This window comes from Psychrobacter sp. PP-21 (assembly GCF_033790785.1).
In the GTDB taxonomy this organism is placed as follows: domain Bacteria; phylum Pseudomonadota; class Gammaproteobacteria; order Pseudomonadales; family Moraxellaceae; genus Psychrobacter.
The window spans coordinates 222,993-248,041 of record NZ_JAMYEB010000003.1; the positions used below are offsets into that span (position 1 = coordinate 222,993).

Below are 25,049 nucleotides of genomic sequence, written 5' to 3' on the forward strand. Positions count from 1 at the left end.
TGTATATATCATTTTTTAATACCTGTAATGCTAGTGCTGATTAGAGTGCTAGCAGAAAACATAATATAAAGTAACGGGTGTTTTTTGCCCTACTTATTGACCGCTTTTCACTGATAAAGAACCGATAGAGAGTAGCCATGACAGCCAATGCAACTGAGCAAAATCGAACAACAAACCTAAATCTACATGGTCGCCCTGAGCGTATTGCGACTGTCGAGCGCATTACCGCCGAAACGCAAATCACCTGTACCGTCAACCTCGATGGGACTGGTAAAGGTGTGGTAGACACGGGTGTACCATTTTTGGATCATATGATTGATCAAATCAAACGTCACGGTTTGTTTGACCTAGACATCAAATGTGTTGGCGACACCTTTATCGATGACCACCATAGTGTCGAAGATACGGGTATTACGCTGGGTCAAGCATTCAACAAAGCATTGGGCGACAAAAAAGGCATCCGTCGCTACGGGCATTTCTATGCGCCGCTAGACGAAGCATTGACCCGCGCAGTGGTTGATCTATCAGGGCGTCCGGGGTTGCACATGGATATTCCATTCACTCGCTCGCACGTTGGCCGCTTCGATGTTGATCTGTTCAGTGAGTTCTTCTATGGATTCGTCAATCACTCATGGATGACCGTACATTTGGATAATCTCAAAGGTAAAAACAGCCATCATCAGATCGAATCAACCTTCAAAGCCTTTGCGCGTGCATTACGTATGGCCTGTGAATATGATGAGCGTGCATTGAACACCTTGCCATCGACCAAAGAGGCGTTTTAATGGCTAAAGTGACCAAAGTAGCATTACTAGATTATGGCATGGGCAATTTGCACTCGGCTGGCAAAGCGTTGTCAGTCGTTGGCGCAGACGTCTCTATCACCAATGACCCAAAAATCGTGGCGGCAGCAGATAAGATCGTCTTCCCTGGTGTCGGCGCGATGCGTGACTGTATCGCTGGTATGCACGATGCAGGTATCGATGATGTCATACGCCAAGCAGTGTTCAACAAGCCCGTCATGGCTATCTGTGTGGGTATGCAGGCGCTGTTTGAGCAATCCGCTGAGAATGGCGGCACAGATTGCCTTGGTATCTTAAACGGCACGGTAGAAGCATTCGATCCGACGTGGACTGACCAGCAAGGCGCTACGATAAAGGTACCGCATATGGGCTGGAATACCATCAATGAGATGGATACCGATCATCCGCTGTGGCACGGCATTGAGGACAACGCGCATTTTTATTTTGTACATAGCTATTACTGCGAGCCTGCTGATAGTGCGCAAGTCGCAGCGGTATGTGACTATGGTCAACCGTTCTGTGCCAGTGTCATCAAAGACAATCTATTCGCCACCCAGTTCCATCCAGAAAAAAGCCATACTGCAGGCTTGCAACTGCTCAAGAATTTTGTAGAGTGGAATATATAGATAAACGATAAATATAAAGTGAATATTTAATTTAGCAAAGGGTAGATTATCAATTGTATAATCTACCTTTTTTATTTTCTGCTGTTGTCATTCTTAGTTGTCGATTCTCAGTTATTATTGTTTGATGATACGCTCAATTACTTCTTGCTCGCTTATATTTGGAATACCTCAGTGGATTTTAATGCCTTTAAAATGAATGTTGTGGAAACAACTGACCTTGCCAAAGATGCCTTGCACATCTATGTCGGTATCGGGGTCTATCTACTTTGCTTATTTGTGCTGCGTCCTATCATCAAAAGCCAAAATATCAGAGCATTTATCGCTTTGATTGTTGTGACTGGCATTGCGCTGTTGGGCGAGTATTTAGACAATCAAAAGACTCTTGAAACGCTAGGTATGGCAGGTCTAAGCCGTGTTCAAATTATCGCGAGTATCCGTGATTTGATTAATACCTGTCTGCTATCTTATGTGCTCTTTGCGCTCAATAAATGGACGACGGTCTTTCACCCGACCAATAGATCTACTTCAATCACCAAACGCCATAAAAAAACGGACTATTAATCAGTCCGTTTTTATTTGTTCGTTTGAACTTACGACTATTTGCTTTGCGCTTAATTATAAAGCTCACGAAACACTTCCGCCAATCGCTTTAACAGCATGCTTTTGCATTTGTTCGTCAAGAGCAGCACTCCTATAAGAACATCACACAAATGACTTCTAAAATAGCTTTTACCTAAATCGGTCGCTATTGCAGTGGTTGTGATTTGACAGATCAAACACGCTCTCTTTACAAAGCTTACGAAATATAAAAAGTCTTGTCTATTTAACCCTTTCTCAGTTTGTTATCTTAAGATAAAAGGGTAGCGGTATCGGCGTATATCCTAAGCACATTGTCTTTAGATACTGTCTTTAGATACTGTCTTTAGATACTGCCTTTAGATATCGCCTGACTCGGTATCGACCCTCCATAATTAATAATAACTAGGAAGCACTATGAATATCCAAAAAATACTAGACAATACAAAAGAAACGTTAGGGTTGCAAGCACAAGAAACCGAAGCGGGGGTATATATTCCTTCCAAGTCGTCTTTGAAATTGGCGGCCCCAAGTAAAACTAATTATGACAATACAGAGTATGACACGCCGTATACGGGCAATAAAAAAATCCTCATGGTCTGTACCGAGCAGCAATACATGACTATGGAAAATGGTAAAAAATTTGATACTGGCAATCACCCTGTTGAGATGATGGTGCCCTTATTGCATTTTAAAAAAGCGGGTTTTGACGTGGACGTTTTTACGCCAACAGGAGCGTCTGTCAAAGTTGAGCAATGGGCGATGCCAGAAGATGATGACGACGTTAAACAATTATACGCTGAGTATCGGTCAAAGCTTGAGAGTCCGAACAGTATTGCTGACTTTGTTAAAAATGACATGGCCGATAGCGACGACTATGCAGCGATTTTTATTCCAGGTGGCCATGGCGCGATGCTAGACTTGCCTGAGGACAAGAACCTTGGCGAATTACTACGCTGGGGCCATGAAAATGACTTATTTACCTTAGCGATTTGCCATGGACCTGCCACTTTATTGTCCGCCAATCTAAACGGTTCTGATAAGGCAGATGATAAGTCCGAGCGCGACTTTATCTTTAAAGGCTATGAGATGGTAGCGTTCCCCACTGGTATGGATAAGCAAATGCCAAAAATTGGCTATCTGCCTGGTACGATGCCATGGTACTTTGGGGATAAGCTTGAAGACCTAGGCGTCACTATTAGCAATAAACTGGCCACCGGTAGCACTCATCAAGATAGAAAACTGATCTCAGGAGATGGACCATTAGCTGCCAATGAGTTTGGTAAACTAAGCGCTAATGAATTACTAAAAGCGCTTAGCTAAAAGGGTGACAAACCATTCACTTAAAATAAATCATTTTATAGCATAAAAAAACGGACTATTAATCAGTCCGTTTTTTTTATTTTGCGAGTTGCAGATAGGGTTACTTGTTCTGTGCCTCATCGTAAAGCTCTCTTATCACTTCACCAATCGCTCTAATACCATCCGTCAGCGTCTGCTCATCGGCGGCGATACTCATACGAATACACTCATGGGCATGCTGATAATCGCTGACATCGACACCGGGGAAGAAGTATTCGCTTGGCACAATAAGCGTGCCTTTTTCTTTTAGACGCTCGTATAGATCAAGCGTGCTAATCGGCAAATCCTTAAACCATAACCAAAAGAATATCGCTCCTTCAGGCTTATGAATCATGAGCGGATAATCGCCCAAGGATTCTTTTAACAGCCTCACCGCGAGTTTTGCCTGCTTTTGATAAAACGGCTTAATCTCATTGTCAGATAACTGCTTGATACGGTCGTTTTCGACCAATGGCGTGGCTATCGCTGCACCAAAGCGTGTCGGTGCTAGATTGACCACGGCATTCATCGCGCTGACCGCCTTGATCACTTCGGCATCGGCGACGATAATACCCGTACGCATACCGGGCAAGCCAATCTTCGATAGGCTAAAGCAAAGGATTGTATTATTATCCCAATTTAAAGTGACATCAGAATAGATGATATTCGGGAAGGGCATACCGTAAGCGTTATCGATGATCAGTGGTATGCCATAGCGCCCCGCAATCTCGGATAGATGCGCCATTTCGTCATCAGTCAGCACGTTGCCTGTCGGGTTGGTTGGGCGTGAGCAGCAAATCGCCCCGATACGACCTTCCTTGAGCGCTGGCAAGTTTTCTAACGCCTCAAAATCGACACGATATTTAAAGAAGCCTTCCTCGCCATCATGCGTTACTTCATCGATGTGTGGTAATACGGCTGCGAAATGCTGACCTTCGACATGCACATCGCTATAGCCGATATACTCAGGGGTCAATGGCAGTAGAATGGACTTGTCGACAGATTCGCTCTGCTCATCAGTGAACGCCCCGCCAAACAGATTAAACAAATAGAAAAACGCATTCTGCGAACCATTGGTCAGGGCGATGTTGTCCGCCGTGAGATTCCAATCATAGTGACGGTTAAAGAAGCCAACCAAGGCATCGATAAAGCCTGCATCCCCTTGCGGATTGGAGTAGTTCGCCATGCTGATAATCGCGCTACTATTGGGCACGCCTGCATCGTTATCAACGCCTAGTGCCTTATAGGTCTCCAAAAACAGCTCATTGACGGCATCAATTTTGGCAGGGTTACCACCGCCCAGCATATTGACGGGCTGATCGCTTTTTAGCGCATCGCCAAGATCATCCATCAATTGTGAGATGCCAGTAGGTTGGGTAAATTTTTGACCGAACTTTGAGAATTTCATAAGGCTACCATGCTGTTTGGAAGGATGTTATAAGTGGGTATTTAACCGATAAAGTGGGGCTAGTATAGCAAATGAGGGCTATAAAATAAGCAAAGTGCGGAGTGGATATTGACTTATATGTCTATACAGTTTGTGAAGTAAAAAATGCCCTATACATGAGTAGAAGGCATTTTGGTTTGAGGTCTTAGAGACTAAGCACTTGCAAGTACAAGCTCTTTAAAAAAGTTTTATCAGGAACTTGTAGCCAGTAGTGCACAGCGCGCTCATATAAAAAAACTAATGAGATTAGAATTACTTATATTTCGGGTAGGTATAGTTTAGGTAAGGTAAAAAAAGTATGCTATAGATAATATAACCTACAAATGTTATGATTCTGTTATCTAGAATAGTCTATATACAGTATAGCTTATCGTAATTCTAAAAATCACACTAATTATTACGATGCTAATTTACTCTAGAATATTCTTCTTATAGTAAGAATAGGGGTATGTGTGTTGTACGAGATGAAACTTAAATGTTACCAAACTTGTAAAATTGACGCTTCCGACTGGAATACAATATTTAGCAACTTCCCACATTTTGCAAGTGAATATTCAAGTGAAAAAAAACAGTGGTTAGGAGAAGGCTACTACTTCTGGACTGACTCCATTAGAAATGCGGAATGGTGGGGAAAGAGGAGATTAAAGGCTCCTTACTGCATTACCGAATATTTTATCAAAATAAATAGTGAACTTTTATTGGATCTAAGTGGAAATGCTGAACATATGGAGTATTTGTATCAATTAAAAGCATTTTTTTTAGATAATTATAATAAAAATTACCCAAATCAGGAGGTTCCTGAGCCTACTATTTCTGGACTAGTTGAATATTTTCGGAAATTCTATAAAAGTGAAATGTTCGAATTTAATGCTATTAAAATTCACCATAACTTTTATGACAAGAGTTTCAAAAGTATATATATGACAAGTGATTCAAAAGAGTTTTTTGAAGGAATTCCAAGAATACAGTTATGCGTGTTTCATGAGAATGTAGCGTGTATAAAAGATAAGTTCCCTATCTTCCCTGATGATTATTGTGAATATATAGCTAGTTAAATCAAAGGATATTAAAATGTCAAGTTATATTGAAAGGGCTAAACAACATTTAGCAGAATTATCTAAAAATATTGATAGTGAGACATTTAAGTTTCAGTATGAATCCTTGAGCCATAATTCAGATAGTATTTTACTCGAAGATTTTAAAATTGAAGAATTTTATAGTTTCTCAACTGATTTTACATTAGTCTCTAAACCTAGAAAAGCTGATAATAGTGGTGAGTTTTATCATCGACTTATCGCTAAGTGTGTTACAGCTATAGACGAAAGTCATTTAGCCAATAATACTACCAGAGACGAGATTTCTGATATCTCAAAAGTAGTGTTCAATGGCTATTTAAAAAAAGAAAATGATAGAAATCAATATAGAGGAATTTTTCAAGGAGTTCTTAATAATAAGAAGTCTCGTCCAGCTACTAGCCATTCTTATACAAACTGCAACCCCAACAACAACAAATATTCTAAAGCAGCCTGAGGTAATATTCGATGGGTATAAAATTTCTTGACTATAGAATACTGAAATTAGCATTTACCCCAAGTAACTGTCTTATCGACTATTTATATGAAATAGGAGATAACGGAGATATAGACCTACCTTTAAGTTTCAGTCCTATTTTCCTAGAAGATGAAGAAAACATCTTTTTTGTTCATTTTGCATTGAAAGTTAGTAAAATTGATAATGAACAAGATTTAGGAGAGTTTGAAGTTGAATTTGCTGCACGTTTTTCTAATGATGAGGGAATTACTGAGAAATTTAAATCATCACATTTTCCTAAAGTAAACGCACCTGCAATTGCTTATCCATTCCTAAGAGCTTCAGTTAATAACTTTTTTACTAGTTCAGGTTATAGCTCAGTTTTATTACCAACCTATAATTTTACTAAGGTAAAAAACGAAAGAAAGTAGTTAAGGTGATGTAAGAAAGAGAGTTGAATTCACTTAAATCTTCTTCTTACATCAGTACCTATATCTTGCCTTGCTCTAAATCATCGCCCGTACTCTTGCCATAATCCCGCGCCCAATTACCAGTCTCACATAAATAATGGCAATAGCAAACAACAATACAACTAACGCCGCACCGCCAATTGCCAAGCTCGTCCACGGCACACTAAACTGTAGATTAAACCACTGCGTGATGGCCGCCCATGCGCCAACGCTGGCGATAACCACGGCAAAGGTCGCCGCACTAATACCAAGCACGCCCAGCTCTAAGATATTGAGCATATATAGGTCACGCTTTTGCATACCGAGCAGTCTAAATGATGCGCTGTCTTTCATACGATCTTGCGAGGTAGACAGTAGCGAGCTGATCAGCACCATGACGCCAGTGAGTAGGGCAAGCAAGGTAAACACATAGACCAAGCGGCTCATTTGTACCACCAGCTCTTGGATTTGCTTCGCGATAGCCGTGCCATCAATAGTGGTGACCGCAGGGAACTGGCGTACCAGTTTGCCTTGTAGATCTGGAATGTCACTCTCTGATACGTGCGCGGTAGCAAATTGAATCTGCGGGGCAGCGGACAGCACCGACGGCTCAAACAAGAAGTAGAAATACGGGCTTGGGCCACGCTCATAGCGCGTGCGAATACTGGTAATCTGCCCGACGATTTCGATACCTTGAATGTTAAAGCGCACCTGATCACCCATGCCGACATTGAGCATACTGGCAGCAGTGTCCAAGATAGATAAGGGTTTGACTTGCTGATCGGCATCATCGATAGGCGTATACAGCGCATCGTCTGTGAGCGAGTCAACGATATACTCAGTATCCATCACCGTATCTGCGTAGCTTAAGTTAAAGACACGGGTAGGGTCATCAAAGCCATCCTCAGGCTCGATATCTTTTGCCGGTACATCGTTCGCCGTCTCCACACGCGCGCGAATGACGGGATAATAAGTGACAGGTGCGTCAATGATGGTATCAATCTCATCGTGTTGATCGCTTTGCACATCGAGCAAAAACAGATTGGGCGCGTCTTCAGGATAGGCATTGATAAACTGCGCATTGATACTGTGATTGAGGGTGGTAATGAGCGTCAGCACTGCGACCGATAGCGATAAGGTGACAAAGAACAATGCGGATTGATTGCCCTTACGCGCCAGATTATGAATGGCGATACGCTGCATCCAGCTGACTTTGGTATTACTCGCTAACTTATTAAGCAGCCATAGCCACCCACGCGCCAGTAGCCAAAATATCGCTACAAAGCCGATCAATCCGCCCAATAACTGCGCGCCTAATGACAGCGAGCCAACTTCATAAGCGAAGAAGGCATAGAGTCCTGCCAGCACGATGCCATACCATAGTAACGGCGTGCGTCGATACCACGGTAGGTTTTGCGCCTGCGTACTCGCCCCTTGATTGAGTAGGGTGGCGGGTTTGGTGGTATTTAACGTACTTAATCCACGCTGCGCTATCAGTAGGGTCAGAGCTAATGCAATGAATATGGTCTTGATCGCACTGATTGGATTGATGGCGAGACCCACGTCAGCAGGCAAGATAGCCACGAGATACGGCTGACCGATTTTAAGCAAACCTAAACTCAGGACAATCGCGGCGACACAAGCAATGGCGGTGGTAACGATAAGCAGTTGATAGTAGCTGCGCTTGAGTGAGCTAAGCGGTTCACCTAATGCCAAACGAATCGCATTGTTGGATTGCTGCTTGGTGACAAAGGCGCTAATGACGCCATACATGGCGACGGCCGAGAGTAGCAATACGGCGATGACCAGTAGTTTTAAGAACATCAATACATTGTCAGAGATACGGGACACAGAGGTGTCTTCGGACTCGGCTTCAGAGAGCTCGATATCAGGATAATTGTTCAGAATATCTGTAAACGCATCACGCTGCGTCGTTATCAGCTCAGGATCACCTGCTATCTCAATACGGTAATTGACCCGGCTACGCTGACCGAGTAGGTTGGTGGCTGCCAAGGCGTCTTGTTTCATTAACACCCGCCCACCAAAACCAAATGCGGTCAAAGGTCGATCAGGTTCTTTGGTCAGCACATCACTGATGGTAAACTGCGCATCACCAATAGCAATACGATCGCCGACACTGGCATTCAGGCTGCTCAGTACTTCTGGTGCGACGACGACATTATCAGCGGTCAGCTGATCCCATAGCGGCTGCCCTGAGGCCAGCTCAACCTCGCCGTATAAAGGATAGGACGGTGACACCGCTTTGACGCGGGCAAGCAAGGTTTGCTCATCAGTGACCAGCATAGCGCTAAACTGATAATCGTATACGACCTGCGTGTCAGGGATGGTGTCTACTTGTGTCAATACATCGCTTGACCAGTCCTGCTTGCCGTTCAAAATCAAATCACCACCAACGAGTGCACGCTGATTGTCATTGATATAGCGATCAACAGATTGCTGCACCGAGTCGAGGGTCAGATAGGTGGCAAGCGATAGGGTCAGTGTCAGCAGAAATAAGACAGGATAGACCCAGCGCTGCCACCAGCTACGGCTGAGTGCTTGCGAGCCTAGCGTCTTGGTAAACAGCTGATTGAGCATGCTGGTATCAGTATTTTTAACATCAGTTGATTGGTTGTCTGTGCGTTGATTCATTAGGTTACAATCCGCCCATCATGCATGGTAATGACACGATCTGCCATCTCGGCAAGCGCAGGATCGTGAGTCACCACCACCAGTGCCGAGCCAACTTGCTGGCGTAAGTCCAATAACAACTGCATGACCTGATCGGCATTTTGCTCATCTAGGTTACCCGTTGGCTCATCGGCGAAGACAATCTTTGGGTGTGAGACGAGTGCCCTTGCCACCGCCGTACGCTGCTGCTCACCACCTGATAACTGATTGGGTAGGCTGTGACGGCGATGACCTAAATCGACGGCGTCAATCAGCTCGTCCACTCGCGCTGGGTTTGAGCGCCGTGCAATATCCAATGGGAAGGCAATGTTTTCGGCGACGGTTAGGGTGGGCAGTAGATGAAATGACTGAAAGACAAAGCCCATATCCTGTTGGCGGATAACGGCAAGCGCGTCTTCGTCCAAACTGCTGAGCGTTTGACCTGCCAGCGACACCGTACCGCTATCGGGGTAGTCCAATGCGGCAAGTAGTCCTAGCAAGGTCGATTTGCCTGAGCCTGATTTGCCCATGATGACCACAAACTCGCCAGCGTTGACGTGGATATCGACGTCTTTGATGATAGACAGGCTTTGCTCGCCGACTTGCACGGTTTTGTTTAACTGGGAGGCGGTGAGTAGGGCGGCTTTTTTAGTATCTACTGGCGGTGTTGATGTGGAAGTCGAAGGTGATGTCATTACAGTGTCTCGTTAAGTGGTCTCGTTTGTCTTTTTGTCGGTCATGTCGTTCTGAGCGGCTTCAGTTGCGTTGATACTATCAGTTGTTGTTAGCCCTTTTAGCGTGGGCTCTAAGACAGGCAAGATATTGTCATTGACGATGATGGTGTAGCCCTCTTTAGTTGGATGAATCGCATCCGCTTGATTGAGCGCGCGTTCACCGCCCACACCTTCTAAGAAAAACGGAATAAGGGTGACGTTCATGTCTTTTGCTACGCGAGGATAGATATCTGAGAACGCGGCAACATAGTCATCGCCTAAGTTGTCATAGATTGACATCCCGCCCAAGATGACCACACTGCCGTTGTCTTGTAGACGTTTAACCGCCGTGCGGATATTGGCTTCAATCGTTGCTACATCGATACCACGTATGGCATCGTTCGCACCAATGGTCAAAATCGTCACATCAGGTTTGGTTTGTAGCACCCAGTCAAGACGATTGACCAGTCCAGTACTGGTTTCACCACTCAGCCCTGAGTTGATGACCTCGGTATTCTTATACCCCATGGCTTGCAAACGATCTTCTAACTGCGCAGGGTAGTTATCATCTTTATCCACCCCAAGACCCTCTGTCAACGAATCACCAAGCGCCAAAATAGTCAGGGGCGCGTCGTTGACTTGGATATCGGTGGATACATCGGCATTAGTGTCTACAGATGTCGTATTGGCTTGACTATTAGTCGTCTCAGTACTTGTGCTCTGTGTCTCAGTGGTGTTGGTAGATTCAGTAGTTTCCGTCTCTTTTTGACAGCCACTGATAGCCATGACAGCCGCGAGCGTGACGATAGCAGGCAAGAAACGTAGGGGAGAGTTCATCATGGGAGTTGTGTCCTATAAGCAATCGAACCAGTGTAGCAAAATAAGACAGCAACCAATATTGCCCTAAGGTTAATTTAGAGACAGGTTTATTGCGCTTTAGAAATCAAAGACTTGTAGAGAGTGCTATTTAGAGTATTTAAAATTTTATAATCAAATATATTTGCCATCGACCATCACTGGACGACTCACGAGCCATGCAATCACCACGTTTGTAATCATCAATATCAGCATAATAAAAAGCGGTACACTCCAGCTACCAGTCGCTTCATGGAGCCAACCTGTACCTAGCGGACCAAAAAATGCAATCAAATAACCGACGGCTTGCGCCATACCAGACAGCTCACTTGATTGATTGGTGGTATAGGTTCGTAGGGAGAACAGCATCATACTCAAGGTAAAAATCGCTGAGCACCCAATCCCCATCAGGGCTGACCAGAGCCACGCCAACTCCGTGGATAGATAGCTGACGCCCAGCACCCCAATGACATTGAGCACCGCGGCAAACACAGCGAGCGCCTGAATAGGACGACCACGATTGATTAGCCAGGTGAGACTCAAAATAGAGATGGGCGCCATAAACTGAAACACAGAACCCATTTGTCCAGCGCTCACAGCAGATAATCCTTTACTGACCCAAATGGACGGTAAAAAACTGGCAACAGTGTAAAACAATAATGATTGTAGCCCCATAAAAATAGCAATCTGCCACGCAAAGGCCGTGCGCCACATCGAAATATCAGAGGCGTCTGGGTCTGTTGAGACTATGGGTTGATGGTTTGATGAGCCAAGACGCACACGCAAAAGTAGCCAAATCAATAAGGCAAAAACCCCTAAAATCGTCCAACCGCCTAGCGCCCATTGCCAGCCTACTCGCTCAGATAAAGGCAGAACTACTCCTGAGACTATCCCCGCGGTCACGGTCATGATTAAACTGAACAAACCTGTAATCAGCGGGATATGCTTAGGCGTACGTTGCTTAATGACAGGCGCGGCCAGCGTGTTGGCAAAGCCAATAGCTAGTGTTAGCAACAACGTACCTACCAAAAATCCTGTCCACGTTGGGATAACGGTACGAATCATCATACCTGTGGTCAGTAGCCCAATCATCGCAATCAGCGTATTCTCAAGCCCGAAGCGCTTAGCAATTGCTGGCGAGATCAGCGCCCCAACGGCGAAACTCAGCATAGGGACAGCGCCTAGCCAACCAATCTGAAACTCGGAGATATCTAATGCCTCTTGTACCACAGGAGCGATAGCGCCGAGTGCAACGATAGGCGCGCGCATATTGGTCGCCAGCAAGACCATGGCACATAGGACTAGCCAAAATGTGAAACGCGGTGACGGTAGATGGGAGGAGGTGGACATAGCAATACAACGATGATAATAGAAAAGAACTGTTGTAAGACAGAGACGACATATCGTCATCCGCAAAACAACACCAGAGAGCATTTATCTAGAAACTGATACCTAGAAACAGACCGAGACGATCATTGGTAGTATCGATCAGCGTTCGAAAATTTTGCAGGAAGCAAGATAGAAAAATTTGCTAACCAATATTTCTATATAGAAAGTATAAAGGCATCTATATAAACAGTATCTAGATAGAGAGCGTCTAAATAAAGGCAATAAATAATGGCAGTAGCCAGAAGATAGCATTGCGCAATAAAAATAGCGTCAAGCCTCCTATAGAAGACTTGACGCTATTATACGAACAGATGTCAGGTAAATGCTACCTGCATGTGGTAATAGAAGAATCTTATACCGACTTACCCAGTTGAGCTGCTCTTAATGCATTCTCTTGTTGTTCAGCCATTAATGAGTCACATTTATTGGGATCATCACCACAGAATGAGCACTGCTCATCACCCATGAGCTTAGCAACACCACCACAAGATCCTTTGAGCGGTTTTTTCTTGACCATATAGCCAATACCCATAAAAATAAAGAATAGGACAAAGACAGTAAAGGTAATGGCAAGCATCGGAAGCAATTGGCTAAGCATAGAGGTAACCTCGTTTTAAAATAGGGCAGTCGCATTAAATATTAATGAATGATTTTCATAAATAACTTTGCTCGCAACTATAGCTATATTATAGCAAATTTTGGCGCTGCTCGTTTTGCATTAACGTATTCTCTTGTTTCACATCTATACATCTACTGCATGACCCTGAGCTCAGCATAGGTTTAGCGTTTTTTGTCTGTACGTAATGCTTGCATCGCCGGAGTCTGCACCACTTGCCAGTTGTCGATACTGTCGTTGGTAGCGTCATCCAAAGTATTACTATCAGCGCCACCTACCTCTACATCATCAGCCAATATTACAAACATGGCGGCTAAGTCTTGCGTGGTAGCCACATCTAGTGCTTTTTGATAAGGCATTGCCGTAAGAGCAGTCGCCCATGCATCAGCTAGTGCAACAGAGTCAGCGGCGACCGTCACTGAAGGCGCGCCACCTGCAATGGGTTCGCCTGTTGTTGGATCAATGGTATGACTATAGCGTTTACCATCGAATATGACAGAATTGCGATAGTTGCCCGAGGTTGCCAAGTGCATTTGGGTGGCCGTAGTAGTTGGTTGGCGAATGGCAGATATGGTTTGGCGTTCGCTGACAGTACTGCCTTCGATAGGCGCGTCAATCGCAATCTGCCATGGCTGCTGTTGGCTATTCACACCAGAAGTGGCAATCTCACCACCAATCTCAACCATATAATTACGAATCTGATACTCATCTCTGAGTACGTCAGCAATCACATCAACGCCATATCCTTTAGCAACCGCAGAAAAATCAAGCTCGACACCGTCTTTCGTCTTATAGAGGGTTTGGTCTTTTTTTATAATGCTTTCAAAGTCTACCAGCGCTTTTGCTTGAGCAATCTCAAGCGCTGTTGGAGGACTCTGCAAACGCTCAACGGTCATGGTACTGCCAAAGCCCCAAATTTCTACTAATGGCATCACAGTAGGATCAAACGCGCCGCCAGATTGTCCGTAAACAACTTGTGAGATATCTAGCACCCGACTAAAATCAGCGTCAATGACAATAGGGGTATCTGCACCCAACTGATTGAACTTAGATATGGTCGAGTCACTCTGGTAGGTCGACATGCTGTCATTGATTTGTTTTAATCGCTCATCAATCGATGCTTGTATGGCAGCTTCGTCTGCACTGTCTACATTGTCAGGCAGCTGATAACTGATATGATAGCTTGTCCCCATAGTTTCACCAGTCAGATAGTTATAATCTGGTGTCTGCTGGCAGGCGCTGAGGCTTATAATACTACCAAGACCGACGATGCTAAGTAGCGTGTTGTTCAAAAGGTTTCTGGAAGCTGGGCGGTACGTGTTATTTTTCATAATATCTTCGGTATGATGCACAAATAAATAGGGTGTAAAACAAGTCATGCTCATTTTACACCCCTTAAGCCCCAAAATACTAACGATGGTAATACTCAATGATCGTTTGTTTGGCTGCTCGATTATTTTACTTGTGACTCACGTATCAGCTTATACAGCTTTGGCGGCGATACTCGATTGACTCTGGTTGCCAGCTTTTCTTTACTGCCAGCGACAATGATATATTCTTCGCCCTTTGTGAGCGCCTTCACAACTTGTTTGGCAAACTCAGTTGCAGTCAGACCGTTACTGGTTGCCTCATCCATAGTGCCTTGAGCACTACCATCACCAGTTAAGGCATTGATAGAGATGTTGGTCTGAATAAACCCTGGGAATATCGTTGCCACTTCTATGCCTTGGTCATACAGCTCGGCACGTAAGCTGTTTGCCCACATATGGAGTGCCGCTTTGGCTGCCCCGTACGCACCGCGATATTGCGTGCCTAGTAACCCTGCCACACTTGATACCATGACGATCTTACCGTCGCCTTGTGCAATCATGTCAGGCAATATCAGTCTCGTTAGACGCGTTTGGGCAAAGTAGTCTATCTCCATAATTTGACGCTCGACGTCCTCATCTGTTTCCATGATGAGCGAGCGTTGGCTAATACCAGCATTGTTGATGAGCCAGTCGATCTTTCCTGCTTGAGCTTTGGCAGTATCATAAGCAGCTTTTGTTTGATTGGCATCACTGATGTCAAATGGCACAACGATATGTTTGCCAGCACGTTTGCAGCTTTTTTTGACGGTTTCTAGTTTTTCACTATCGCGTCCACTTAGAACGATTCGAGCGCCACGTTTGGCAAAGGCAATAGCGAGGGCTTCACCTATGCCACTAGAGGCACCCGTGATCCAGATGGTCAGATCCTTGTACTTTGTTTTCATAAGAGTCCTTTCTTAGTCTGTAGAGCATCCATGATATAGGATAGCAAAGCTATTCTACCAATTAGATTTGTAGTTAAAATATCGTGATGATTTTACAAACAAAAAAAGAGCCTCAATTGAGGCTCTTTTTATATGCGTTTTAGATTTTTTTGGCTGGTTTAACCACCGAAGTCATCAAGCATGATGTTTTCGTCTTCTACGCCCATGCTATGTAGCATGTCGATTACGGCAGCGTTCATCATAGGTGGCCCACACATGTAGTACTCACAATCTTCTGGGTTTGGATGATCTTTCAGATAGTTTTCGAGCAACACATTATGGATAAACCCTGTTGGACCTTCCCAGTTATCTTCTGGTAATGGGTCAGACAGTGCAACGTGCCACTCAAAGTTATCAAACTCTTCTTCTAGTTGATCATAATCTTCAACATAGAACATTTCACGAATAGAGCGAGCACCATACCAGAAACTAATTTTACGATCAGTGTCTAAGCGTTTCAACTGATCAAAAATATGCGAGCGCATCGGAGCCATACCAGCACCACCACCAACAAAGATCATTTCAGCTTCAGTCTTTTTGGCAAAGAATTCACCATAAGGACCTGAAACCGTCACTTTGTCACCAGGGACGAGACTAAATACCCATGAAGACATTTTGCCTGGTGGGATACCTTCACCGCCACGTGGCGGTGGACTTGCGATACGAATGTTGAACTTGATCAGGCCTTTCTCTTCAGGATAGTTGGCCATCGAGTAAGCACGGATAACAGGCTCATCAACTTTTGACACATAGTCGAAGATACCAAATTTTTCCCAATCTTCTCTATATTCTTCATCAATCGCAAAGTCTTTGTAATGTACTTCATGCGGTGGCGCTTCAAGCTGTACATAACCACCAGCGCGGAAGTTTACTTCTTCGCCTTCTGGGATTTTTAGTACCAACTCTTTGATGAAAGTAGCCACGTTATCATTAGAGATAACTTCACATTCCCACTTTTGTACATCAAAGAACTCAGGATCGATCTCAATCTTCATGTCTTGCTTAACAGCTACCTGACAGGCCAAGCGCATGTGATTGCGGATTTCGCCTTGAGTAAAATAGCCTTCTTCGGTGGGCAAAATAGAACCACCACCTTCAATAACGCGGCAACGGCACTGCGCACAAGTACCACCACCACCACATGCTGAAGACAGAAATATACCTTCGCCTGCTAGGGTTTGCAGTAGTTTACCGCCTGCTGGTGTCACCACGTCATTATCGGGATTATCATTGATATGGATAGTAACATCGCCTGAACTGACCAGTCTTGAGCGTGCCGCCAAAATAATAGCGACAAGGCCCATGATGATCAAGGTAAACATAGCAACGCCACCAATCGCCGTAGCGTAATCCATGGTAGGTATCCTTAATCTATGGGGTAGGGGAGCGGAGGCATGTTTTATGCTGTATCCGAACCCTTACCGAATAAATGAATTAAATAAGTCAAACAGCTAATGAGAGCTTTGAGCTTAGCAGTTTAGATGGACATACCACCGAACGACATAAAGCCGAGCGACATCAGACCAACTGTGAGAAAGGTAATACCAAGACCGCGCAATGGCGCTGGAATGTCTGAGTATTTAAGCTTTTCACGAATACCTGCCAATGCAGTAATAGCAAGTGCCCAACCGAAGCCTGCACCCACACCATAGACAACAGACTCACCAAAGTTATAATCACGCTCTACCATAAATAGTACACCACCTAAGATGGCACAGTTTACAGTGATTAATGGTAAGAATACCCCAAGCGCGTTGTAAAGACTGGGTACAAACTTGTCCAAGAACATCTCTAGAATCTGTACGGTGGCCGCAATCAAACCGATATAACTGAGCAATCCTAGGAAGCTCAAATCGATATCAGGGAAGCCTGCCCATGCCAGTGCACCGTCTTTTAGGATGAACTGGAATAGCAAGTTGTTTAGCGGAACCGTGATGGCCATAACGACGATAACGGCAACACCAAGTCCGATAGCAGTTGAGACTTTTTTGGATACGGCCAAAAAAGTACACATGCCTAAGAAGTAGGCAAGTGCCATATTCTCAATAAAGACTGAGGTTATAAATAAACTAATATAATGTCCCATTAGTGACCGCCTCCATGTGCCATGCCTTTAGACTGCGGCTTCATTACAAACTCAGCTTCTTCCACTTGTTCTGGTTTCCAGATACGCACAATCGCGATAAACAAAGCAATAATAAAGAACGCTGATGGTGGCAACAGCAACAGCCCATTCGGTATATACCAACCGCCATCAGTAACTGGCTGTAGGATCGTGATACCAAACCAAGTGCCCGCGCCTAATAGCTCACGGATAGTGGCAACGAACAGCAGTACCGCAGAGTAACCAAGACCGTTACCAATACCATCTAAAAAGCTTGGAATTGGTGGGTTGCTCATGGCAAACGCTTCAGCACGGCCCATAACGATACAGTTGGTGATGATCAGACCAACGAAAACCGACAGACCTTTACTCACATCATAGGCGACAGCTTTTAGCACCTGATCAACTAAGATAACCAATGATGCAATAATCGTCATCTGTACAATAATACGTATACTTGATGGAATCTTTTTACGAATCACGGAGATAAAAAAGCTTGAGAACGCCGTCACCAATGTCAATGCCACACACATAACCATGGCGTTTGCCATACTTGTGGTGACCGCCAGCGCCGAACAGATACCGAGGATCTGTAGGCCAATGGGGTTATTGTCAAAAATAGGCGTGGTTAAAATACTTTTAGTATCAGCCATGTTATGCCTCCTTGCCGTTTGCTACTGGTAGCTTGGCTGCCAATTCGGTTTTAGGTTGAGCGACCGGTTTTGATTGATTGGCTTGCGCTTCTGCATCATCAATCGTTTGACCGCTCTCTTCACGTAGCATATCTAGATAAGGCTTATAGCCTTGCTCGCCTAACCAAAACTGAATCATGTTACTCACGCCGCGGCTAGTCAGTGTTGCACCGCTGATGCCATCAACCCAGTTTTCTTTTGGATTACCCGCTTTGGTTACACCAGTAGCGACGTCACCATTTTCGTCATAAGACTCGATACCGCTCCACTTTGCACGCCATGCTGGCTCTTCGATACGAGCGCCCAGACCTGGGGTTTCTTTATGCTCATAAAAGCTGATACCTTTGATGGTATTCATGTCGCTCTCAAGCGTTAAGAAACCATAAATCGTACCCCACAGACCGTAGCCTTGAATAGGTAGTACAATCGCCTCTGGCTGACCGGAATCGTCTTCTTTGACATAGACTTTGGCATACTTTGGCTTACGGCCGATACCAGCAGGATCGTTGTCACCCAAGTCTTCGCTCAAGGCTTGATTCTTTGTCGCTTGACTGGCGTCATAGGCATTACGATCAGGAATACCAGCAGTTTTTAGCGCATCGTCATCGAGATAAGTGCCTTCGTTTAGATCAATGATTTTGACATCAAAGTCTTTAAAACGTTCAGCAACATCATCGGCGGTATCAGATTCAGCATCATATAGATCAGCAGCAACCAATATGTTTTTGTTGCGGTCTAAGCGCGCGTTTTCGACTTGTGCAGGCTTTAGACCAACAGCGACTGCTGAAACCAATACTGAGCACACCAAGCATAGCGTCAACGCCACGCTGATGGTTTTTGCGTTATTACTTTTGGGCTTGGACATAACGAACCCTCCGAGCAGTTTGGCGTTTGATGTTTGCTTGAGTCACAAAATAATCAAACAATGGGGCAAATAAGTTGGCAAATAAGATGGCCAGCATGATGCCTTCTGGGAAAGCTGGGTTGATGACACGAATCAATACGGTCATAAAACCAATCAAAATACCATAAGCCCAGCGGCCTTTATTGGTATGTGCAGCTGAAACAGGGTCGGTCGCCATAAAGACCGCACCGAATGCAAAGCCACCAATGACCAGATGCCAGTAGAATGGCAAGCTCATCATCATATTGTCATCAGAGCCGATCATGTTGAATACAAGAGAGGTCGCAATCAGACCAACCACACAACCTGCCATGATGCGCCAAGAGGCAATACGTGTCCATAGCAGTACGGCAGCACCCAACAAGATAGCCAATGTCGATACTTCACCGATACTGCCTTGCATGTTGCCTAAGAATGCATCACTCCACGTGATCGCATTGCCATAGACATCAACGAAGTCTTGAGGAACCACACCAAGCGCGGCAAGACCGAGAGGGGTCGCACCTGAGAATCCATCTACAGCTGTCCATACTGAGTCACCAGACATATAGGCTGGATAAGCAAAGTATAGGAAGGCACGGCCTGATAGGGCAGGGTTTAAGAAGTTTTTACCGGTACCACCGAACACTTCTTTTGCGACGACTACACCAAAGATAATACCCAAGGCAACTTGCCATAAAGGAATATCTGGTGGTAGGCATAGCGCAAACAGAACTGAGGTCACAAAGAAACCTTCGTTAACCTCATGCCCGCGTACGACCGCGAAGATAATCTCACAGAGAATACCAACAGCAAAAGTGACGATATAAATAGGCAAAAACTGCATGGCCCCGTAAACGAAGCTTGCCCAGATACTGTCTGGGTTATAGCCTGCCATGCTAGTGATGACAGTACGCCAGCCTTCAGGCTGCAGACCAAGCTGGGCGATAGCCGTCAGTGCTTGATGACCGATGTTGTACATACCCCAAAACATCGCTGGGAACGTACATAGCCATACCGTAATCATAATACGCTTTAGGTCGATCCCGTCGCGTACATGTGATGAGGCAAATGTCGTTGTACCTGGTTGACGTAGAAACGTATCAAACATCTCAAAAATGGCATAGTACTTTTCGTGTTTGCCGCCTTTGGTGAAAGATGGCTCCATACGATCGAACATATTGTGTAAAAATTTCATCGTGGTTAGCCCTCCAGCTCAATGCGCGTTAAATTATCACGCAAAATATCACCAAACTCATATTTGCCAGGAGATACAAAGGTGCATAGTGCCAAGTCTTCTTCATCCAATTCAAGAACGCCCAAATCTACAGCACTAATAATGTCTTCGACAATCAATGCACGTAGTAACTGAGTGGGTAGGTAATCTTGTGGCATGACTTCTTCATAGACACCGATTGGTACCATCGCTCGTGGTGAGCCATTGCTGGTCGTGGTGAAGTTGTATTTTTTGCCACCAAAGAACTGCGAGATATAGATAGGCAGCTTTGAAAAGCGGTTTTTACCTGGGCTAAAGAAATGAAACGCTGGGCGCTCATGACCTTCAGTCAGTACACTGATCTGGTTGTGAAAACGACCCAGATAAGCCACATTGTCAAACACTTTGCGACCGGACAACACTGAACCTGAAATAATTCGGTTCTCACCAGCAGCAAGCTTGCCTTTGGTTAATGCCGTAATATCAGCACCGCGCTCGGTTGCAACCAAATGCGGGTTGGTAACCGCAGGACCAGCTAGGCTCAGCATACGGCGAGTATATAGACGACCTGTCGTAAACAGCTTACCAATCGCGATCACGTCTTGATAGCCAACTGTCCACACGGTCACACCGCGCATAATCGGATGCAAAAAGTGAATGTGCGTACCAGCAAGACCAGCTGGATGTTTTCCAGCAAAACCATGATACTCAGTGACATTATCCGCAGCAGTTTTTGCAACTGGCGTCAGTTTGGCATCACCATGATGACAGACAAAGGTCTTTGGCGTGAGCGTAGACAGTACAGCAAGGCCATCATTGAACGCTTGTAACTGTTCATTGATCACCAGCATTGGGTCAAGCGCTAATGGGTTGGTATCTGTCGCTGTGACAAAGATAGCGTGTGGACGAGCACCGATTTCTGGTGCGCGGCTATAGGGACGCGTGCGAAACGCTGTCCATTCGCCAGAGGCAATCAGTTGGGTTTCAACGACTTCAGAGTCTAGGTCAGCAAGCTGCTGTGAGTCATAGCGCTCAAAGTCTACTTCTTCACCATTTGGGTCGACCGCAATCACAAGACTCTCAAACACTCGACGCTCGCCACGTTTAACAGCGACGACCTTACCGGCAGCAGGGGCAGTGTAGATGACGCCGACACGTTTTTTATCTTCAAAAACGGGCTGACCTTTGGCTACAATGTCACCTTCTTTGACATTCATTGTAGGTTTCATACCCACATAGTCATAGCCGACAAGTGCTACATGTGTCGGTTGGTGCTCAGATATCTCGCGGGAGGGTTCACCGGTAATGGGCAAATCCAAACCTTTTTTGATGGTAATCATAAGCGAAAACTTAGTCCATAGTCTAAAACGATACCAGACATCCTGTTTGGCACATCGGTAGTATGAAAACCTGTATCACTCAATAGAGCCTTCAATCGTCTATTTCTATATCGAAATAGGGATGAAAGCTCTGTTGGGACAATACATAATCATAACTACTATTAAGAGTATTAACGCTGACCTTAGACTCCTTAACAACACGTTAATGTCTTATTCGAATTACCAAAGTGGCGACTGGCTACCAAGGTGTATGCTAAAACTATTAAGTTAAATTAATCACCTAAAGCACATTGCTAAAAGAAACTATTTTAAAAATAAAAGCCCTATCACACGTTTCATTGAAATTTAAAACTTGTAACACCAGTATAGGGGACCACCTTTATCCAATCAGTATCAGTCAAACATACCTGATTTGTTAGAAGTGTGACCACATAACGATCTATTGAGGTAGATGATAAACTGGCTAAAAGACAACCTAGCTCAGCAGGATCACATCGTTGTGATGAGCTGCTACAACGCTAGGTTTAACGGTTCTGATATTGTTGGCTAGTGACAGGAATTTAAAAGGTATCCAATGGGGCTTAATACTGCAGAATCGGTGGTATACAGACTACCAGATTAGATTTCTATTATAACCTTTTTGGACAATATATCAGTCAATATCATACGGATACATTCAGCTATTGCTCTTTGCGTCTGAGTCTTCTTGAATTACGACTAAATAATAATGACTCAACAAAAAGCGTAACACCTGGTTACCATCACATAGAAACAAATAAAAATTTACCTAGGATTATACGCTAAATTGACCTAAAATTGCCAGTCAGTAATGGAATTTAACGAATGTTGGTGGTGATTCCAAATACGAAAACTTATGGTTATGATTGTTTGTTTTCAATCATTTCCTATTTCTATCTGAGCAGATTTTGACCTTTTTTATTTGGTTTATAATTTGTCTGTAATTTATATCGCTGTTAAGTGGTGTTTTCTATCGTTGTTTAATGCTCCGATATCGTTTGATTCCCAAAAATATGATTGTCTAAATTTATTACCAATACTGTGCTTTATAAGGAATGCTATATGTGTGCTGTGCCTGTCATTATCCCGGCTATTGATTTAAAAGATGGTAAATGTGTACGTTTAAAACAAGGCCGTATGGAAGATGATACGGTGTTTTCTGATGACCCAGTCGCTATGGCTGCACGTTGGGTAGATGAGGGCGCACGCCGTCTGCATTTGGTCGATTTGAATGGTGCTTTTGATGGCGTACCCGTGCATAGACAAGTGGTCAATGATATCACCAAAGCATATCCGAACCTGCCTATTCAGTTGGGCGGCGGTGTGCGTAATATGAATACTATTGAGCAGTACATCACTGCAGGTTTGACTTATATTATCATTGGGACAAAAGCTGTCGAAGATCCCAATTTTGTCGCAGAAGCTTGCCGTGAGTTTGCAGGACATATTATCGTTGGTATCGATGCCAAAGACGGTATGGTGGCTACACATGGCTGGGCCAATGTTACCGATACCAAGGCAACTGAGCTTGCTAAGCGTTTTGCTGATGTAGGTGTCTCCTCTATTGTATATACTGATATTGCCCGTGATGGCATGATGCAAGGCGTCAACGTAGAGCAAACCGTCAATTTGGCACGTGAAGGCGGATTACCAGTGATTGCCTCAGGTGGCGTTACTGATATGAAAGACATTGAGCTATTGAAGCCTTATGGCGACTGTATCGAAGGTATTATCACTGGCCGTGCTATCTACGAAGGCACATTGAACTTGAGTGAGGCGCAGCGCTATCTAGACAGCTAAAGCTCAAAGTTAGTAAAAACGTAATGGTACAAACTCTATAACAGCAAAGGATGCTTATGGACACTTATCTTGACCGCCCAAGGATACGTCATCTTCTAAGAGCGTGGGGTCAAATGGTGTTGCTACTAAGCATCTTTTGTACGTTGCCAGCCTATGCTGCTGGTGAAGAGGTTTCTGGTATCGCAGCGGCATTGGGTGTAGAGGGTGCAACACCTGACAGTACAACGACAGCAGATGACGACACGTTAGAAACCAATATTTCCACACCGACTCCTGCCCCGCCACCCGCAATCAATGGCGAAAGTACCAACAATGGTCAAATTGAAACCACACCCACCCTCCAAAAAGACAACGACATCCGTCAGCGAATCAATGGAATCTTTTCTGAAATAGAAGGATTACAAGCCGTCACTGTTAATGTTACTCAAGGTGTCGTCACCTTAGCGGGAGAAACTGCCAACGAAAAAAAGGCACAACAAGCTATCAATTTGACCAACCGTTTGACAGACGTCGTGACGGTTGATGACAATATCAACCGCACATTAGACGTCCAAGAAAACGTCTCGACAGTTTATCAGGGTCTAAAAGCGCAATTAGAAAACCTAGTGAAGGCGCTGCCTTTATTGCTGGTTGGTATCGTCATATTTGCACTCGTGACATGGTTTGGTAGTTGGTTATCTAGACGCAAAAAAATGTGGCAGCGCCTCACGCCCAATCCTTTTGTCGCTGAGCTATTGTCGCAGACCATCAAGGTTATTTTTATTATTTTTGGTCTGATTCTAGCATTGAGCTTGATCGGTGCAGAAACGGTATTGGGCACGTTGCTTGGCGGTGCTGGTGTCATTGGTATCGCGGTCGGTTTTGCGGTCAAAGACACTATTGAAAATTATATTGCTTCCTTAATGCTCAGTATCCGTCAACCTTTTCGTGCACGTGATCAAGTGGTGATTAATGGTCAAGAGGGTATTGTGGTTCGTCTGACTTCACGTGCGACGATATTAATGACGCTAGATGGCAATCAACTACGTATTCCGAATGCTGAAGTTTTTAAAGGTACGATTCTAAACTATACCAAAAATCCTGAGCGTCGCTTCACCTTTGAGCTGGGCGTAGATGCCAATGATGATCCATTAGCAGCGATTAAAGTAGGACTGGATGCAATACATACATTAGCATTTGTGTTAGAGGAACCAAAAGCAATTGCGATTATTACCAATGTAGGTGACTCTAATATTGTGCTTGAATTCCAAGTATGGGTTGATCAATCCGAAACGGACTTTTTAAAAGCACGTAGTATTGCCATTCGCGAAACCAAACATGCGTTAGAAAATCAAGGTTTTAGCTTGCCTGAACCTATTTATCGTCTGAGGTTTAACAACAAATTAGAAAAAGCCTTTGAACATATGCAGAGTGGTGCGAGTAGTGACAAATCTGATATGACAGTTACGCCAACCATGCCTGATGAACCAGAAAATGATGAGCGTCATGTTGATGACACAGATAAGAAGCAGGCAAAAGCTAGAGCCAAAGTTATCTTACAAGGTCAAAATGCTGATGATGTTCTCGATGCTCGCCCTGATGACAAGCTAATGGAAAAAGTTGAGCAGGAGATTGCCGAAAGCTCAGATGAGACGGATCTACTGAACAATAATAGTCCGCAAGAGTAGTGCTAAACAGTAAATATTAAA

General features: G+C 44.4%; 23 protein-coding genes. 9 read left to right on the top strand and 14 right to left on the bottom strand.

The window, feature by feature from the left end:
- Positions 1–137 precede the first annotated feature (137 nt).
- The 4 genes from hisB to NJD71_RS05045 all read left to right on the top strand — a co-directional run bounded on the left by hisB (position 138) and on the right by NJD71_RS05045 (position 3,328).
- Complete coding sequence (hisB, locus tag NJD71_RS05030; protein ID WP_319050844.1) at positions 138–785, top strand: imidazoleglycerol-phosphate dehydratase HisB; 648 nt, start codon at positions 138–140, stop codon at positions 783–785.
- A complete protein-coding gene (hisH, locus tag NJD71_RS05035; protein ID WP_319050845.1) occupies positions 785–1,429 on the top strand; it encodes an imidazole glycerol phosphate synthase subunit HisH in 645 nt (214 codons plus the stop codon). Before hisB ends, hisH begins: the two co-directional genes overlap by 1 nt.
- Positions 1,430–1,621: 192 nt before the next feature.
- A complete protein-coding gene (locus tag NJD71_RS05040; protein ID WP_319050846.1) occupies positions 1,622–1,990 on the top strand; it encodes a hypothetical protein in 369 nt (122 codons plus the stop codon).
- A 432-nt stretch (positions 1,991–2,422) separates the two neighbouring features.
- Positions 2,423–3,328, top strand: a complete 906-nt coding sequence (locus NJD71_RS05045; RefSeq protein ID WP_319050847.1) for a DJ-1/PfpI family protein — start codon at positions 2,423–2,425, stop codon at positions 3,326–3,328.
- A gap of 100 nt (positions 3,329–3,428) precedes the next feature.
- Here NJD71_RS05045 and NJD71_RS05050 read toward each other — a convergent pair whose 3' ends face one another.
- On the bottom strand, positions 3,429–4,754 hold the full coding sequence (locus NJD71_RS05050; protein WP_319050848.1) for a valine--pyruvate transaminase: 1,326 nt from the start codon (positions 4,752–4,754) through the stop codon (positions 3,429–3,431).
- A 491-nt stretch (positions 4,755–5,245) separates the two neighbouring features.
- On the opposite strand from NJD71_RS05050, the gene NJD71_RS05055 reads away from it, so the two are divergent.
- Genes NJD71_RS05055 through NJD71_RS05065 form a run of 3 tightly spaced genes read left to right on the top strand, consistent with a single transcriptional unit; the run spans position 5,246 to position 6,754 of the window.
- On the top strand, positions 5,246–5,848 hold the full coding sequence (locus tag NJD71_RS05055) for a hypothetical protein (protein WP_319050849.1): 603 nt from the start codon (positions 5,246–5,248) through the stop codon (positions 5,846–5,848).
- Between the two features lie 16 nt (positions 5,849–5,864).
- Entirely contained in the window at positions 5,865–6,323 is a 459-nt protein-coding gene (locus NJD71_RS05060) for a hypothetical protein (RefSeq protein WP_319050850.1), read from the top strand.
- Between the two features lie 11 nt (positions 6,324–6,334).
- Positions 6,335–6,754 carry a protein-export chaperone SecB gene (locus NJD71_RS05065; protein ID WP_319050851.1) on the top strand — a complete coding sequence of 140 codons (420 nt, stop codon included), beginning with the start codon at positions 6,335–6,337 and terminating at the stop codon, positions 6,752–6,754.
- 75 nt (positions 6,755–6,829) lie between these two features.
- Here NJD71_RS05065 and NJD71_RS05070 read toward each other — a convergent pair whose 3' ends face one another.
- From NJD71_RS05070 to NJD71_RS05130, 13 genes are all read right to left on the bottom strand, one after another.
- Positions 6,830–9,424 carry an ABC transporter permease gene (locus tag NJD71_RS05070; RefSeq protein WP_319050852.1) on the bottom strand — a complete coding sequence of 865 codons (2,595 nt, stop codon included), beginning with the start codon at positions 9,422–9,424 and terminating at the stop codon, positions 6,830–6,832.
- The gene (locus NJD71_RS05075) at positions 9,424–10,137 is read right to left on the bottom strand and encodes an ABC transporter ATP-binding protein (protein WP_319050853.1); all 714 of its coding nucleotides are present in this window, start codon (positions 10,135–10,137) and stop codon (positions 9,424–9,426) included. Before NJD71_RS05075 ends, NJD71_RS05070 begins: the two co-directional genes overlap by 1 nt.
- Before the next feature lie 12 nt (positions 10,138–10,149).
- A complete protein-coding gene (locus NJD71_RS05080; RefSeq protein WP_319050854.1) occupies positions 10,150–10,995 on the bottom strand; it encodes an arylesterase in 846 nt (281 codons plus the stop codon).
- Positions 10,996–11,145: 150 nt separating this feature from the next.
- Positions 11,146–12,360 carry an MFS transporter gene (locus NJD71_RS05085; RefSeq protein WP_319050856.1) on the bottom strand — a complete coding sequence of 405 codons (1,215 nt, stop codon included), beginning with the start codon at positions 12,358–12,360 and terminating at the stop codon, positions 11,146–11,148.
- A gap of 391 nt (positions 12,361–12,751) precedes the next feature.
- Positions 12,752–12,997 (bottom strand): (Na+)-NQR maturation NqrM, encoded by a 246-nt coding sequence (gene nqrM, locus NJD71_RS05090; RefSeq protein WP_319050857.1) that lies wholly within the window; start codon positions 12,995–12,997, stop codon positions 12,752–12,754.
- Between the two features lie 182 nt (positions 12,998–13,179).
- On the bottom strand, positions 13,180–14,346 hold the full coding sequence (locus NJD71_RS05095; protein ID WP_319050875.1) for an FAD:protein FMN transferase: 1,167 nt from the start codon (positions 14,344–14,346) through the stop codon (positions 13,180–13,182).
- A 122-nt stretch (positions 14,347–14,468) separates the two neighbouring features.
- Entirely contained in the window at positions 14,469–15,269 is an 801-nt protein-coding gene (locus NJD71_RS05100; RefSeq protein ID WP_319050858.1) for an SDR family oxidoreductase, read from the bottom strand.
- Between the two features lie 158 nt (positions 15,270–15,427).
- Entirely contained in the window at positions 15,428–16,663 is a 1,236-nt protein-coding gene (gene nqrF, locus NJD71_RS05105) for an NADH:ubiquinone reductase (Na(+)-transporting) subunit F (protein WP_319050859.1), read from the bottom strand.
- A gap of 122 nt (positions 16,664–16,785) precedes the next feature.
- Positions 16,786–17,394 carry an NADH:ubiquinone reductase (Na(+)-transporting) subunit E gene (gene nqrE / locus NJD71_RS05110; protein ID WP_075107228.1) on the bottom strand — a complete coding sequence of 203 codons (609 nt, stop codon included), beginning with the start codon at positions 17,392–17,394 and terminating at the stop codon, positions 16,786–16,788.
- The gene (locus tag NJD71_RS05115) at positions 17,394–18,065 is read right to left on the bottom strand and encodes an NADH:ubiquinone reductase (Na(+)-transporting) subunit D (protein WP_201602231.1); all 672 of its coding nucleotides are present in this window, start codon (positions 18,063–18,065) and stop codon (positions 17,394–17,396) included. The genes nqrE and NJD71_RS05115 overlap by 1 nt, the downstream gene beginning before the upstream one ends.
- Position 18,066: 1 nt before the next feature.
- Positions 18,067–18,969, bottom strand: a complete 903-nt coding sequence (locus NJD71_RS05120; protein WP_319050860.1) for a Na(+)-translocating NADH-quinone reductase subunit C — start codon at positions 18,967–18,969, stop codon at positions 18,067–18,069.
- Positions 18,950–20,185: an NADH:ubiquinone reductase (Na(+)-transporting) subunit B gene (locus NJD71_RS05125; protein ID WP_319050861.1), complete on the bottom strand. Its 1,236-nt coding sequence runs from the start codon at positions 20,183–20,185 to the stop codon at positions 18,950–18,952. The genes NJD71_RS05120 and NJD71_RS05125 overlap by 20 nt, the downstream gene beginning before the upstream one ends.
- A gap of 5 nt (positions 20,186–20,190) precedes the next feature.
- Positions 20,191–21,543 carry a Na(+)-translocating NADH-quinone reductase subunit A gene (locus NJD71_RS05130; protein WP_319050862.1) on the bottom strand — a complete coding sequence of 451 codons (1,353 nt, stop codon included), beginning with the start codon at positions 21,541–21,543 and terminating at the stop codon, positions 20,191–20,193.
- Between the two features lie 1,080 nt (positions 21,544–22,623).
- Between NJD71_RS05130 and hisA the strand changes: the two genes are divergently transcribed.
- A complete protein-coding gene (hisA, locus tag NJD71_RS05135; RefSeq protein WP_319050863.1) occupies positions 22,624–23,361 on the top strand; it encodes a 1-(5-phosphoribosyl)-5-[(5-phosphoribosylamino)methylideneamino]imidazole-4-carboxamide isomerase in 738 nt (245 codons plus the stop codon).
- Between the two features lie 56 nt (positions 23,362–23,417).
- Positions 23,418–25,028, top strand: a complete 1,611-nt coding sequence (locus tag NJD71_RS05140; RefSeq protein ID WP_319050864.1) for a mechanosensitive ion channel family protein — start codon at positions 23,418–23,420, stop codon at positions 25,026–25,028.
- Positions 25,029–25,049: the final 21 nt, after the last annotated feature.

Excerpts from the sequence above, each read along its gene's own strand:
- NJD71_RS05070 (WP_319050852.1), bottom strand. The coding sequence starts at position 9,424 with ATGAATCAACGCACAGACAACCAATCAACTGATGTTAAAAATACTGAT.
- NJD71_RS05040 (WP_319050846.1), top strand. The coding sequence starts at position 1,622 with ATGAATGTTGTGGAAACAACTGACCTTGCCAAAGATGCCTTGCACATC.
- NJD71_RS05075 (WP_319050853.1), bottom strand. The coding sequence starts at position 10,137 with ATGACATCACCTTCGACTTCCACATCAACACCGCCAGTAGATACTAAA.
- hisA (WP_319050863.1), top strand. The coding sequence starts at position 22,624 with ATGTGTGCTGTGCCTGTCATTATCCCGGCTATTGATTTAAAAGATGGT.
- NJD71_RS05085 (WP_319050856.1), bottom strand. The coding sequence starts at position 12,360 with ATGTCCACCTCCTCCCATCTACCGTCACCGCGTTTCACATTTTGGCTA.
- NJD71_RS05120 (WP_319050860.1), bottom strand. The coding sequence starts at position 18,969 with ATGTCCAAGCCCAAAAGTAATAACGCAAAAACCATCAGCGTGGCGTTG.
- NJD71_RS05045 (WP_319050847.1), top strand. The coding sequence starts at position 2,423 with ATGAATATCCAAAAAATACTAGACAATACAAAAGAAACGTTAGGGTTG.
- NJD71_RS05115 (WP_201602231.1), bottom strand. The coding sequence starts at position 18,065 with ATGGCTGATACTAAAAGTATTTTAACCACGCCTATTTTTGACAATAAC.
- NJD71_RS05140 (WP_319050864.1), top strand. The coding sequence starts at position 23,418 with ATGGACACTTATCTTGACCGCCCAAGGATACGTCATCTTCTAAGAGCG.
- NJD71_RS05125 (WP_319050861.1), bottom strand. The coding sequence starts at position 20,185 with ATGAAATTTTTACACAATATGTTCGATCGTATGGAGCCATCTTTCACC.
- hisB (WP_319050844.1), top strand. The coding sequence starts at position 138 with ATGACAGCCAATGCAACTGAGCAAAATCGAACAACAAACCTAAATCTA.
- NJD71_RS05065 (WP_319050851.1), top strand. The coding sequence starts at position 6,335 with ATGGGTATAAAATTTCTTGACTATAGAATACTGAAATTAGCATTTACC.
- NJD71_RS05050 (WP_319050848.1), bottom strand. The coding sequence starts at position 4,754 with ATGAAATTCTCAAAGTTCGGTCAAAAATTTACCCAACCTACTGGCATC.
- NJD71_RS05080 (WP_319050854.1), bottom strand. The coding sequence starts at position 10,995 with ATGATGAACTCTCCCCTACGTTTCTTGCCTGCTATCGTCACGCTCGCG.
- hisH (WP_319050845.1), top strand. The coding sequence starts at position 785 with ATGGCTAAAGTGACCAAAGTAGCATTACTAGATTATGGCATGGGCAAT.
- NJD71_RS05130 (WP_319050862.1), bottom strand. The coding sequence starts at position 21,543 with ATGATTACCATCAAAAAAGGTTTGGATTTGCCCATTACCGGTGAACCC.
- NJD71_RS05095 (WP_319050875.1), bottom strand. The coding sequence starts at position 14,346 with ATGAAAAATAACACGTACCGCCCAGCTTCCAGAAACCTTTTGAACAAC.
- nqrM (WP_319050857.1), bottom strand. The coding sequence starts at position 12,997 with ATGCTTAGCCAATTGCTTCCGATGCTTGCCATTACCTTTACTGTCTTT.
- NJD71_RS05060 (WP_319050850.1), top strand. The coding sequence starts at position 5,865 with ATGTCAAGTTATATTGAAAGGGCTAAACAACATTTAGCAGAATTATCT.
- nqrF (WP_319050859.1), bottom strand. The coding sequence starts at position 16,663 with ATGGATTACGCTACGGCGATTGGTGGCGTTGCTATGTTTACCTTGATC.
- NJD71_RS05100 (WP_319050858.1), bottom strand. The coding sequence starts at position 15,269 with ATGAAAACAAAGTACAAGGATCTGACCATCTGGATCACGGGTGCCTCT.
- nqrE (WP_075107228.1), bottom strand. The coding sequence starts at position 17,394 with ATGGGACATTATATTAGTTTATTTATAACCTCAGTCTTTATTGAGAAT.